This window comes from Pseudomonas sp. NPDC096925, assembly GCF_044762545.1.
Classification (GTDB): domain Bacteria; phylum Pseudomonadota; class Gammaproteobacteria; order Pseudomonadales; family Pseudomonadaceae; genus Aquipseudomonas.
Genome location: NZ_JBIWEM010000001.1, coordinates 647487 through 659635 on the forward strand (window position 1 = coordinate 647487; position 12149 = coordinate 659635).

At 63.4% G+C, this 12149-nt stretch carries 16 protein-coding genes; 14 read left to right on the forward strand and 2 right to left on the reverse strand.

Annotated elements, in window-relative coordinates; genetic code table 11:
* Positions 1 to 7 precede the first annotated feature (7 nt).
* The 11 genes from ACIQYU_RS03180 to recX all read left to right on the forward strand — a co-directional run bounded on the left by ACIQYU_RS03180 (position 8) and on the right by recX (position 8386).
* Complete coding sequence (locus tag ACIQYU_RS03180) at positions 8 to 517, forward strand: phage major tail tube protein (RefSeq protein WP_027920000.1); 510 nt, start codon at positions 8 to 10, stop codon at positions 515 to 517.
* Positions 518 to 527: 10 nt separating this feature from the next.
* Positions 528 to 830 carry a phage tail assembly protein gene (locus tag ACIQYU_RS03185; protein ID WP_207829405.1) on the forward strand — a complete coding sequence of 101 codons (303 nt, stop codon included), beginning with the start codon at positions 528 to 530 and terminating at the stop codon, positions 828 to 830.
* A 125-nt stretch (positions 831 to 955) separates the two neighbouring features.
* On the forward strand, positions 956 to 3022 hold the full coding sequence (locus ACIQYU_RS03190) for a hypothetical protein (protein WP_402798248.1): 2067 nt from the start codon (positions 956 to 958) through the stop codon (positions 3020 to 3022).
* Between the two features lie 9 nt (positions 3023 to 3031).
* A complete protein-coding gene (locus ACIQYU_RS03195; protein ID WP_402798249.1) occupies positions 3032 to 3877 on the forward strand; it encodes a phage tail protein in 846 nt (281 codons plus the stop codon).
* On the forward strand, positions 3852 to 4058 hold the full coding sequence (locus ACIQYU_RS03200) for a tail protein X (protein WP_233687932.1): 207 nt from the start codon (positions 3852 to 3854) through the stop codon (positions 4056 to 4058). Before ACIQYU_RS03195 ends, ACIQYU_RS03200 begins: the two co-directional genes overlap by 26 nt.
* 4 nt (positions 4059 to 4062) lie before the next feature.
* Positions 4063 to 5097 carry a phage late control D family protein gene (locus ACIQYU_RS03205; RefSeq protein WP_233693950.1) on the forward strand — a complete coding sequence of 345 codons (1035 nt, stop codon included), beginning with the start codon at positions 4063 to 4065 and terminating at the stop codon, positions 5095 to 5097.
* 24 nt (positions 5098 to 5121) lie between these two features.
* On the forward strand, positions 5122 to 5670 hold the full coding sequence (locus tag ACIQYU_RS03210; RefSeq protein ID WP_207829389.1) for a glycoside hydrolase family 19 protein: 549 nt from the start codon (positions 5122 to 5124) through the stop codon (positions 5668 to 5670).
* Complete coding sequence (locus tag ACIQYU_RS03215; protein WP_402798252.1) at positions 5664 to 6149, forward strand: lysis system i-spanin subunit Rz; 486 nt, start codon at positions 5664 to 5666, stop codon at positions 6147 to 6149. Before ACIQYU_RS03210 ends, ACIQYU_RS03215 begins: the two co-directional genes overlap by 7 nt.
* A 91-nt stretch (positions 6150 to 6240) precedes the next feature.
* The gene (locus ACIQYU_RS03220; protein ID WP_207829378.1) at positions 6241 to 6723 is read left to right on the forward strand and encodes a CinA family protein; all 483 of its coding nucleotides are present in this window, start codon (positions 6241 to 6243) and stop codon (positions 6721 to 6723) included.
* Between the two features lie 103 nt (positions 6724 to 6826).
* Positions 6827 to 7894, forward strand: coding sequence for a recombinase RecA (gene recA / locus ACIQYU_RS03225; RefSeq protein ID WP_085626456.1), 1068 nt, complete (start codon positions 6827 to 6829; stop codon positions 7892 to 7894).
* A gap of 21 nt (positions 7895 to 7915) precedes the next feature.
* Positions 7916 to 8386, forward strand: coding sequence for a recombination regulator RecX (gene recX / locus ACIQYU_RS03230; protein WP_046616639.1), 471 nt, complete (start codon positions 7916 to 7918; stop codon positions 8384 to 8386).
* Between the two features lie 162 nt (positions 8387 to 8548).
* Here recX and ACIQYU_RS03235 read toward each other — a convergent pair whose 3' ends face one another.
* Positions 8549 to 9667, reverse strand: a complete 1119-nt coding sequence (locus ACIQYU_RS03235; RefSeq protein ID WP_025337997.1) for an LOG family protein — start codon at positions 9665 to 9667, stop codon at positions 8549 to 8551.
* A 162-nt stretch (positions 9668 to 9829) separates the two neighbouring features.
* On the opposite strand from ACIQYU_RS03235, the gene ACIQYU_RS03240 reads away from it, so the two are divergent.
* Positions 9830 to 10039: a hypothetical protein gene (locus tag ACIQYU_RS03240; RefSeq protein WP_233687931.1), complete on the forward strand. Its 210-nt coding sequence runs from the start codon at positions 9830 to 9832 to the stop codon at positions 10037 to 10039.
* 5 nt (positions 10040 to 10044) lie between these two features.
* Here ACIQYU_RS03240 and ACIQYU_RS03245 read toward each other — a convergent pair whose 3' ends face one another.
* On the reverse strand, positions 10045 to 10464 hold the full coding sequence (locus ACIQYU_RS03245) for a quorum-sensing-regulated virulence factor family protein (RefSeq protein WP_333957470.1): 420 nt from the start codon (positions 10462 to 10464) through the stop codon (positions 10045 to 10047).
* Between the two features lie 220 nt (positions 10465 to 10684).
* Here ACIQYU_RS03245 and ACIQYU_RS03250 point away from each other — a divergent pair, with 220 nt between their 5' ends.
* Both ACIQYU_RS03250 and erdR read left to right on the forward strand, forming a co-directional pair.
* Positions 10685 to 11395 carry a tRNA-uridine aminocarboxypropyltransferase gene (locus ACIQYU_RS03250; protein WP_013971344.1) on the forward strand — a complete coding sequence of 237 codons (711 nt, stop codon included), beginning with the start codon at positions 10685 to 10687 and terminating at the stop codon, positions 11393 to 11395.
* A gap of 78 nt (positions 11396 to 11473) precedes the next feature.
* A complete protein-coding gene (erdR, locus tag ACIQYU_RS03255; RefSeq protein WP_016715442.1) occupies positions 11474 to 12124 on the forward strand; it encodes a response regulator transcription factor ErdR in 651 nt (216 codons plus the stop codon).
* Positions 12125 to 12149 lie beyond the last annotated feature (25 nt).

Here is a 12149-nt window from a genome sequence, read left to right on the forward strand (position 1 = left end):
CATTTACATGGCAATGATTCCCGAAACCCTGGCCAACCTGAACCTGTTCGTCGATGGCGTCAGCTTCCAGGGTGATGTACCTAGCCTGACCCTGCCCAAACTCACCCTGAAGATGGAGGAACACCGCCCCGGCGGCATGGACATGCCGGTCGAAATGGACCTGGGCATGGAAAAGCAGGAAGCGGCCTTCACCACCACCGGTGTGCGCCGCGAAGCGCTGAAGTTCTTCGGCCTGGCCGACGGCAGTGGCTTCAACGGTACGTTCCGCGGCGCCTTCAAGGGCCTCAAGGGCAAGATCAACCCGGTAGTGGTGACCCTGCGTGGCACGCTCAAGGAAATCGACATGGGTGACTGGAAGTCCGGTGACAAGGCCGAGATCAAGCACAGCGTCGGCCTGACCTACTACAAGCTCGAAGTCGATGGCCGCCTGATCTATGAAATCGACGCGTTGGGCATGAAGCGCGTGATCGATGGCGTCGACCAGTTGGCTGCCCAGCGTGCCGCGCTCGGCTTGTAAGGAGATGACCATGGCTCAAGTGAAGAAGCAGCCTCAATGGCTGACCCTGAGCGCCGATCGCGTCACCGTGCGCCTGTCGCGCCCCAGCGAAGCCAATGGTGTTCAGGTCGACAGCCTGTCGCTGCGGGCACCGACCGTGCGGGACATCCGCAACGCCCATGCCGGGGGTGTGGATGATGACGAGCAGCGCGAACTGAACCTGTTCGCGTCGCTGGCCGAGGTTGGCATCAAGGACCTCGAAGGCCTGGCCCTGAAGGACTATAGCCGTCTGCAAAGCGGTTATTTTCGCCTGGTGCAGGACGACGAACTTTGACCCGGGCCGGCAAAAGGCCGCCGCCCGGCGGCTGGCCAAGGAGCTGAATTTTTCTGCGAGCGAGATCATGACCATGTCGTACAGCGACATGGTCTGGTGGCTCGCCCCGTGACAAGGAGGAACCTATGGCGAACACAGAGGTGTTCTCGCTCGGGCTCGGCGTCACCGTCATGAACCCTGTGGGCCAGGCCATCGAAATGCTGCGCCGGGACGTCGAACGCCTGCGCCGGCAGGCTGACGGCACCCGGCTTGGCCGGCTCATCGGCGAAGTGATCCGGCTGGGGTTGGAGCTCGGCAAAGTACGTCAGGTCGAACGCCAGCTGGCGCTGGACCAGGCACAGCAAGAGGAAGGGCCCATCGCCGGGTTGGGCGATGAGGCCGATGCCGTTGAGCGTTTACGCCAGCATTACCTGATGCTGGACCAGGTGATTGCCGGGCTGGCGCAGCTCAAGCCGCTGCAGGGCCAGATGACGGTCAATGTCTTTCAGCAGTGGCACTCGGTCGTGCAGGGGCCAGTGGGACCCGGCAAGCTGCAAGCGCCTGCGCAGGCCCTCGCGCAGGCTCCCGGGCAGGCACCCGGCACGGATGCAGGTGACGACTCGGGCAACCTCGGCAAGGCCCTCGCGATGGCCGCCGGGGGTGGTGGGGTTGCTATCGCTGGCGTCATGCGCAAGCTGCCGCCGGAACGACAGCGTGCGATACGCGAGCGTGTTTCGAAGGAGTGGCGGGACAACCGTGTCGAAACCTTCGGCAAGCTGGCCAAGGTGCTAATCAGCGCTGAGGACGGCGAAGAAAGGGCACGCGGCGTCGGCGCTGCAGTCGGCGAAATCGGCGGTCGCGTGCTGGGCGCGATGGCACCTCTGCTGTTCAAAGGCAAAGGTAAAGCGATAGGCAGAACCTCGAGCACAGGTACAAGCAGAGGGAAACGTCAGAGCAGACGTGAAAGCCGGCGCAAGGCTCAAATCAAGGCGCAAAAAGAAGCTGCACGGAAGCAGAATGCTCAACAGGCGGCAGAGCAGAAGGAGGAAGAGACCGCGCAAGAGCAGTGGGCCAGGTTTGGCGGCCAGGTGGGCGAGGCTGCGGGTGATCAGGTCGGCGGTGCGCTGTTCAACTGGTTTGCGCAGGAGGATGAGCCCACGCCACACAGCAAAGGAACGCCTTTGGCGGCCGAGGCGCAAGCTGCTTCCGAGAGGGGGGCTTCGCTACCTTTGATCGCCACAGGCAGGCAGCTGCCATTGGCAGGAACGCTGTTCAAGCGCGCGCCACTGACGGCAGTGCTGGATACCTCGCTGCAGGTGGCCGATATCTACCAGGGCGACGCCACGCCCGAAGAGAAGCTGGAAGGCTATGGCGAGGCTTTCGGCGGGCTGGGTGGCAGCTTGGCCGGCTCTTCGGCCGGATGGCTCGGTGGCGCGGCAGCCGGTGCCATGATCGGTTCGGTGGTGCCCGGTTTAGGAACAGTGATCGGCGGCGCCATCGGCGGCCTGCTGGGGAGCCTGGGTGGTGGTTATCTGGGCGGCATGGGCGGTGAATTCGTCGGCGGCGCGTTAGGCAAGGCTGTGGCATCCGTGGCCGGCTCCGATGCGCCAGGGATGAGCAAGGGCGTTACCGGCTCCCCTGACCAGACAGCCCGATTGCAGAAAAATGTCAGCACTCCGGCAGCGTTGACCGCGACTTCGAGCGCGCAACGGGTCGGCAGCTTGGCCGGTTCATCGGTCGGTGGGCTCGGTGGTGCGGCAGCGGGCGCCATGATCGGCTCTGTGATACCGGGTATGGGTACAGTGATCGGGGGCGCGGTCGGCGGCCTGCTGGGGAGCCTGGGCGGAGGGTACCTGGGCGGCATGGGCGTCAAGTGGGGCGGGGGCGCGTCAGGCAAGTCCCTGGCATTCGTCTCCGGCTTCGATGCGACTGGGGCGAGCCAGGACGTTGCCGGTTTCCCCGACCAGGCAAGCCGATTGCAGAAAAGCGTCACGCCTGCACCGCCAGCTATTTCGACACCGCCATCACCGGCTGTGGCTACGCCCCCCATCAACCAGCAATTCACCTTCACCGCCAACATGCCGGTGACCTTCAACAACAGTTTCGATGACCCGACCACCCTGCAACAACTGGAAGCCATCGCCCGGCGCGTGCTCGACGACTTGATGCGTCAGGCGCGCGCGGTGCAGATGGTCGATCAACCACAGCCATGAGGAGAACCCATGACCTACCTGGAACAGCTGCAAGGTGGCCTGCATGCACTGGTCAAGGCGGGCGAGGCGGGGCGTCGGCGTGCCGACGCCATGCTCGAGCCGATGAACCAGGCGGTCGGCCACACCAGGGAGGCGGCCGCTGAGCTCGAAGCCCTGCCATGGATCGGCCCGGTGATCGGCAAGCGCCTGCAACGCACCCTGCGCGCCATGGACTCGGCCAGGCAGCGCGTCGACAAGGTGATCGCCAAGTACGACCAGACCCTTGATGTGGTGCGCAAGGTGCGCGATCGCGTTGGGGCCTTCACCGAACAGCTGGGCAAGGCCGGAGCGGCAGTGCGGCGGGTGATTGGTGATGTGCGTTCGGTCGCCAGCGGTGTACTGTCGACCTTTGGCCTCGCGCCTGACGCCACACCTGCGGCGCTAGCGATCACGCCGTTCCCGCACCTGCTGGTACTGCAGCCGCTGAAGGCCAACACAGCGCCGTATTACTTCAACCTCGACACCGCAGCCTTCGATCAACTGCGCCGGCAAACGCGCTTTCGCTGGGCTGGGCAAGAACGTTTGAGCCGCGAGAATGCCCAGCAGGCGGTGGGTCTGGGGGAAGAGACCATCAATATCCGTGGCGCGATCTTCCCGGGCTTCAAGGGCGGACTGGGCCAGTTGCAGGCCCTGCGTGGCATCGGCCGCCAACTGCTGCCCCTGTCATTGACCACCGGCTATGGCGAAGTGCTTGGCACCTGGTGCCTGACCCGCATCGAGGAAGAGCAGGGCGCCTTGCTGGCTGGCGGCATTGCGCGCAAACAAGGTTTCTCACTGGAGTTCGTCAGTTATGGACAAGACTTGCAAAACGTCTGAGGGCGACCTGCTCGACACCCTCTGTCACCATTATTACGGGCATCTCGATGGCAGCGTTGAAGCGGTGTTGCAAGCCAACCAGGGGTTGGCCGATGAGTCTCAGCCATTTCGCAGCGGCGTGACGCTCCGCTTGCCGGCGCTGGCGCTGTCACCGGCCAACGCCATACACCTGTGGGGCTGATGCCATGCAGCCACAATTTCGCATCCACGCCGACGGCAAGGACATCACTGCGCTGATCAACGATCGCCTGTTGCTGCTGCGTTCCACTGACAGGCCGGGCATGGAATCGGATGACTTCGAGCTGCGCATCGATGCACGAGACGGCACTGTGGCCGTGCCGGCTCGTGGCGCCCTGATCGAGGTGCATCTGGGTTACGCCGGCCAGCCGTTGACCCGGCTGGGGCGTTACACCGTCGATGAAGTCGAGTTGCTCGGCCCACCCGACACCCTGGTGATCCGTGGCAAGGCCAGCGATCTGCGCGGCAGTGGCCGGACCATCCGCAACGGGAGCTGGGAGGCCGTACCCTTGCAGCGCATCGTCGCCGAAATCGGCGCACGCAATGGCTGGCAGGCAATCTGCCCGGTGTCCACGCTGGTGCCGCGGGTGGATCAGGTCAACGAATCGGACTTCAATTTCATCACCCGCCTGGCGCGCCAATTCGACAGCACCGCCAAGGTGGCAAATGGCCAATTGCTGGTGCTGCCGCGCCAGAGCGGGCAGAGCGCCAGTGGCAAATCCCTGGGCGTGGTCGGCATCGCCCGTGGCGAAGTCAGCCAATGGTACTTCCGCCTCGATGACAAGGCTGCGCGCAAGGCTGTGCGCACCCGTCATCTTGACGTAGCCAGTGGCGAGGTGCGGACCATCGAGCTGGTCAACGATGAGGCCGCTGAGGGGCAACGGCCGGTGCATACCGACCGTCACCTTTACCCCAACCGTGCTGCCGCCGAGCAGGCAGCCAGGGCTCGCTTGGCCAGCTTCAACCGCGATACCGCCCATGTGCGCCTGGACTTGCCCGGGCGCACCGACCTGTTCGCCGAGCGCAGCATCGACTTGCAAGGTTTTGTCGATGGCCTCGACGGGCAGTACCAGATCGACTCGGTGGAGCACGTGTTCACCAGCTCGGGCTGGCGCACCACCGTGCAAGGCAATGGCGGCAAGTCAGGCAAGGTAAAGACCAAGGGCGCAGCGCCCCACCGCCAGGCCGCCATCAAGGCTTGAGGGTGATGCAAAGGAGTGTCAGACATGCTCACTGAAGCGCAATTGCTACACATTTTGCCGAACGCCCGCCCTGTAGCGGGCGTTTTTCTTTCTGCACTGAACCTAAGCCTGCCACGTTGGGAAATTGACAACCCCAAGCGCGTGGCGGCGTTCATCGCCCAGGTCGGCCATGAGTCAGGCCAGTTCCGTCATGTGAAGGAGCTGGGCAATGACCGCTACCTGGCCCGCTATGACACCGGCAGCCTGGCCCTGCGCCTGGGTAATACACCCCAGGCTGATGGCGATGGCCAGCTGTATTGCGGGCGCGGTCTGATCCAGGTTACCGGGCGCAACAATTACCTGGCCTGCAGCCGCGCGTTGTTTGGCGATCAGCGCTTGCTGGCGCAACCGCAACTGCTCGAACAACCACGCTGGGCCTGTGAATCAGCGGCATGGTTCTGGCATTCGCGTGGGCTCAATGCCCTGGCTGACCGGGGCGAGTTCAATCGCATCACGCGCCATATCAATGGTGGGCTCAATGGGCTGGATGATCGCCTCAAGCTTTGGGCGCGGGCCCGCGAGGTGTTGTGTTGAGCCGGTGGCAACTGGTGCTGGGCGGGGGCTTGCTTCTGCTGTCCGCAGCGCTGGCCTGGCAGGTTCAGGGTTGGCGCTATGGCCAGCAGCTGGCGCAACAGGCGCAAGCCCAGGCGGACGCCGAGGCTTCCCGGCTGCTCGCCGAACGTGAGCGGCGTCAGATGTTCGAACGACGCCTGGAAGAAAGTGAAACCCGTCATTTCAAGGAACTTGCCGATGTTCAGCAGTCTCAGGCTCGCCTGCGTGATCGCCTTGCTACTGCCGATCTGCGCCTGTCGGTCCTGGTCGAACGCGACACCCTCCTCGACACAGTGTCTGCCGCCGCCAGCGCCGGCGGCGTGGATCATGCAACCGTACGTGCCGGACTTGAGCCGACGCATGCTCGACGAATTATCGCCATCACCGATGAGGGGGACCGGGGATTGATTGCGTTACGGGCCTGCCAGGCTTATGTGCGGGAGGTGCGTGGTGAGCTTTAGTGCCTGTCTCGACGCGTCTGGCGCCTGTAAGGCTTGCACTCGAAAGCCGCAAAAATGCTACGGTGTCCCACTCCCGTCAAGGAACCCCGACATGGACCCGATCACCGTCCTCGCCACCCGCCTAGGCGAACATTTGCGCCGCTTCAACGCGCAGGTCACCACTGCTGAGTCCTGCACCGGCGGAGGCATAGCCGAAGCCATCACCCGCGTGCCCGGTAGCTCTGCCTGGTTCGAGGCTGGCTATGTGACCTATTCCAATGCCCAGAAAACTCGCCAGTTGAACGTGCCTGCGGCGCTGTTCGCCGAGGTTGGCGCAGTCAGCCAGGAAGTGGTCGAGGCCATGGTCCGTGGTGCCCAGGCAGCCAGCGGCGCGCGCTTTGCGGTGGCGGTGAGCGGGGTTGCCGGGCCGGACGGTGGTTCGCCGGCCAAACCGGTGGGTACCGTGTGGCTGGCCTGGGGTGACGGTAGCCGCGTGTTCAGCGAGCGGCGCCAGTTCGATGGCGACCGCGAAGCGGTACGCCGACAGACGGTGATCGCCGCGTTAGACGGCTTGTTACAGCTTGGTGCCGAGTAAATCGAAGACAGGGGTTTGCGCGGGCGCTTGCCTGTGGAATAATACTGGCTACTTATACAGGTATTCCGGCCGTCAGGGCCAAGTCGAACACGTGAGGATTTCAATGGACGACAACAAGAAGCGCGCCTTGGCTGCGGCCCTGGGTCAGATCGAACGCCAATTCGGCAAGGGCGCGGTCATGCGCATGGGCGACCACGAGCGCCAGGCTATCCCTGCCATCTCCACCGGCTCGCTGGGGCTGGACATTGCCCTGGGCATCGGCGGCCTGCCAAAAGGCCGTATCGTCGAGATCTACGGTCCGGAATCGTCGGGTAAGACCACGCTGACCCTGTCGGTCATCGCCGAAGCCCAGAAAAACGGCGCCACCTGCGCCTTCGTCGACGCCGAACACGCCCTCGACCCTGAATACGCCGGCAAGCTGGGCGTCAACGTCGACGACCTGCTGGTTTCGCAGCCGGACACCGGCGAACAGGCCCTGGAAATCACCGACATGCTGGTGCGTTCCAACGCTGTTGACGTGATCATCGTCGACTCCGTGGCTGCCCTGGTACCCAAGGCCGAGATCGAAGGCGAGATGGGTGACATGCACGTGGGCCTGCAGGCGCGCCTGATGTCCCAGGCGCTGCGCAAGATCACCGGTAACATCAAGAACGCCAACTGCCTGGTCATCTTCATCAACCAGATCCGTATGAAGATCGGCGTGATGTTCGGCAGCCCGGAAACCACCACCGGCGGTAACGCCCTGAAGTTCTACGCCTCGGTGCGTCTGGATATCCGCCGTACCGGCGCGGTCAAGGAAGGCGACGAGGTGGTCGGTAGCGAAACCCGCGTCAAGATCGTCAAGAACAAGGTCTCGCCGCCGTTCCGTCAGGCCGAGTTCCAGATCCTCTATGGCAAGGGCATCTACCGTAACGGCGAGATCATTGACCTGGGTGTTTCCCAGGGCCTGGTCGAGAAGTCCGGTGCCTGGTACGCCTACCAGGGCAACAAGATCGGTCAAGGCAAAGCAAACGCTGCCAAGTACCTGGCTGAGAACCCGGCTATTGGTGCCGAGATCGAGAAGCAGATTCGCGAGAAGCTGCTGACTGCTGGTGCTGTTGCGGCTGCTGGTAAGGCTGCTGCTGTCGAAGCTGATGCCGACGACATGGCCGACGCTGACGCCGGCTATTGATTGCTCGGTAGATAGCCGAACATGTCCGCCGTACTCGACACCCCCGTCGCCATCCGTCGGACAGCCATGGACCTGCTCGCGCGACGTGAGCACGGTCGCGTCGAGCTGACGCGCAAGTTGCGTCAGCGCGGCGCTTCGGACGAGCTGATCGAGCCTGAACTCGACCGGCTCGCCGAAGAAGGGCTGCTTAGCGAAGCCCGCTACCTGGAAAGTTTCATCCGGTACCGTTCCAGCTCCGGTTACGGCCCTGCGCGTATTCGCGAAGAGCTAGGCCAGCGCGGTTTGGCGCGTGCTGATATCGAGCAGGCGCTACGCGAGAGCGAGGTGGACTGGGGCGAGCGCATGCGTGACGTATGGCAGCGCAAATTTGCCGGGCAGCGCCCGCAAGATCCGCGCAGCCGTGCCCAGCAGACCCGGTTTCTGGCTTACCGGGGTTTCCCCATGGACATGATCGGCCGCCTGCTCAGTGGGCGTGATCTTGACGATTACTGAAGGCTGAGGCTGCGGTCTGGCACGGACCCTGTGGGAGCGGGTTTACCCGCGAACACCGGCGTAGCCGGTGCCATGCACCGCGTTGGATTCTTCGCGGCGGTTCGACGCCTCGATGAACCCGCTCCCACAGGGTGAATTGCGCCCCTGACGTTGGGCACGGAATCAACTGACCTTCAACGCCTCCCTGGCCCGCTGCGTGGTATGCATGGGCTGCGGCTTGGCCCAGTTCTCTGGCAGGTTGATGAAATCCACCAGCTCGCGCAGCCTGCCTTGATCCCGGCCATTGAAGGCAAATGACAAACGGGTCAGGTGACTGAAATTGCCCACTTCGTGCTCGGCACTGCTATCAGGTTGCTGGTGATATTTGCCACTCAGGCGCAAGTCGGCAAAGCCTTCCTGGATGTCATACAGCGCCGCCTCGCTGAGCGGGTGGTGCATGCGGATCACGAACTGGCTCTTCAGCCAGCGGCTGGAGTGGTAGTTGCTGTAGAACTGGTTGATTTCCTCCACTGCCTCGTCAGCGCTGTGCACCAGGCGCAGCAATTTCAGGTCGCTGGGCAGGATGTAGCGGTTTTCCTCCAGCTGGCGGCTGATGAAGTCCAGGCAGTCGCGCCAGAAGCTGCCGCCCGGCGAATCCAGCAGCACCACCGGCACCAGCGGGCTCTTGCCGGTCTGGATCAGGGTCAGCACCTCCAGCGCTTCATCCAGGGTGCCGAAACCGCCTGGGCACAGTACCAGGGCATCGGCTTCCTTGACGAAGAACAGCTTGCGGATGAAGAAGAAGTGGAACGGCAGCAGCTTGTCGGTGCCGTCCACCGTGGGGTTGGCGTGTTGTTCGAAGGGCAGGGTGATGTTGAAACCCAGGCTGTGGTCGCTGCCGGCGCCTTCATGGGCTGCAGCCATGATACCGCCGCCGGCACCGGTGATGACCATCAGGTCGGAGCGCGCCAGGGTTGCGCCCAGTTCGCGGGCCAGGGCGTACATCGGGTGTTCCAGCGGGGTGCGCGCCGAGCCGAACACGGTCACCTTGCGCCGGCCCTTGTAGCGTTCCAGGGTGCGGAACGAATGGTCCAGTTCGCGCAGGGCCTGCAGGGTGATCTTGGCGCTCCAGCGGTCGGTGTCGTCATGGGCCATGCGCAGGATGGTCAGCATCATGTCGCGGTACAGCGGCAGGTTGGGGCTGTTCGGTGCTACCAGTTGCAGTTGTGCGTCGATGTTGCTCAGGTCGATGTTGTTGTCGCGGAAGTGGCTGAACAGCAGTTCACTCGATTGGTAAGGCATGCAACGTCTCCTTCTGCACCAATACCTCTGACCTCAATCTAGACCCTTGGGCCCAATCGTGCCGGGGGTGTTCGGCACAGCCGCCCGTCGGCATGCAACCACGGGTGATGCGGGTTTGGTTAACTGGGTAAAGCGAAACGTGTCGATGCAGGAGGTGGCGGTATGCATCGCTTGATCATCGAAGTGGACCGGCAGCTTTACCAGCAGCTGGAGACTGCGGCGCAGGTGCATCACCTGAGCCTGGAGGCCGAGTGCCGGCGCAGGCTGTCTGGGCATGAATGCCAGTCGCGCTACTTGCAGGCGCTGCTGGCAGAGATCCGCGCCGACGCCGCTGAAGGGCGCTGGCGCGCCCGTGAAGACGAGAAGGTGTAGCTTGGTTACTTCTTCTTGTTGCCGGCCAGGCAGCTGGCATTGTCGAACGCCTGGTCCATGATCGGCTGGTTGGTCTTGTAGACCGTGAAGCGGTAGACCATGACCGCGCCTTTGGACATCAGGTTGCGGAACCCGCTGTTGCGGCAGACGCTGTCACCCAGCTGGCTGCGTACCTGTTCGGGGTTGGCCTGCATGCGCACGGCATGGTCCTGGCGCACGCTGAGATGGTTGACCAGTGCCTTGCCTTCCACCGTATAACCCTGGTCGAGGATATCCTCGTTGATGGCTCGCGGGGTGCCGACGCTGCTCTCTTTGGCAACCTTCTGCAGCATGTTGTTCAGGTCGTATTCCTGCTTGGAAGCCGCCTGGGCTGCCAAGGGAAGGGCAAGCAACAGGCTCAGGGCGGGGACGATACGGCGCAGCATGAATCTCTCCTGGTTCGATGACTGGCGCTTTGACATGCGCCGGTCGACGGCGTTCCCTGAAAATCGCGCAGGCGCGAGGCTGGGGTACGGTAAAAACAGCGATTATAGGGTCCGCGCCGCCACCTGCACAGCAATTGTCCCCCGTTCTGGTAGACTGGCAACCTTGTTTTCTCTGAGTCATCCTTGTGTCCATTCCCAACCTTTCCAGAGGCCTGCCGGCATGAGCCATGCGGTAGCGCGCCTGCGCGCCGAACGCCTGGCCCGCAGCAACAAGCCCTTCATCGCCCGTGGTTCGCGTGCCGAACGCTGCCCCGATTGCCGGGTCATCGCCACGCATTGCCTGTGCGCCTGGAAGCCCCGGGTGCAGGCCGAGTCCGGTGTGTGCCTGCTGATGCATGACACCGAGCCGCTGAAGCCTACCAATACCGGCTGGTTGATCGCTGACCTGATCGAGGACACTTCGGCCTTCGGCTGGCTGCGCACGTCGGTCGACGAACGCTTGCTGGCCTTGCTGGACGACCCACGTTGGCAGCCCTACATCGTCTTCCCCGGCGAATTCGTCGCCCAGGAGCGGGTGGTCAGCGAGGTGGTGCGTGAACCGGGCAAGCGCCCGCTGTTCATCCTGCTGGATGCCACCTGGACCGAAGCGCGCAAGATGTTCCGCAAAAGCCCGTACCTCGACCGCTTCCCGGTGTTGAGCCTGCAGGCCGAGCAGATGTCCCGCTATCGCCTGCGCCGCTCCAAGCGCGATGATCACTTCTGCACCGCGGAAGTTGCGGCCATGTGCCTGGACCTGGCCGGTGATACCCAGGCCTCGCAGGCGCTGGACGCCTACCTGGATGTGTTCAGCCTGCATTACCTGAGCGGCAAGCGGCGTCTGCCGCTGGACGAGCAGGACGACACCCACCAGCGTTTGCATACCTTCCTATAGTCCAAGGGGCACAACCCCTGCTTTGGTTCATAATGACCCTTACCCGAGTGCCCGACACAGAACAGGATCCCCAGATCGATGGCCACTTACGAAATCCTGATTGCCGATGACCACCCGCTGTTCCGTGGCGCCTTGCGCCAGGCCGTTACCCTCGGCCTGGGCCCGGATGTACGCCTGGTTGAAGTCGCCAGCATTGCCGAACTGGAAACCCGCCTGAGCGAAAAAGCCGACTGGGACCTGGTGTTGCTGGACTTGAACATGCCGGGTGCCTACGGTTTTTCCGGGCTGGTGCTGCTGCGCGGGCAATACCCGCAGATACCCGTGGTGATGGTATCGGCGCAGGAAGAGGCGGCAGTAGTGGTCAAGTCCCGCGAGTTCGGCGCCAGTGGCTTCATTCCCAAGTCCAGCACCCTGGAAGTGATCCAGGATGCGGTGCGCAAGGTGCTCGACGGCGAGGTCTGGTGGCCGCCGCAGGCGTTCGAAAAGGTCGATGTCTCGGCCGAGGCCAAGGCCGCCAGCGAAGGCCTGGCCAGCCTCACGCCGCAGCAGTTCCGCGTGCTGACCATGGTCTGCGAAGGCTTGCTGAACAAGCAGATCGCCTATGAACTGAACGTGTCGGAAGCGACCATCAAGGCCCATGTGACCGCGATCTTCCGCAAGCTGGGTGTACGTACCCGTACCCAGGCCGCGTTGCTGCTGCAACAACTTGAATCGGTTGCCAGTAACTGAATGCGCGTGGCTTCACGCTTTTTTG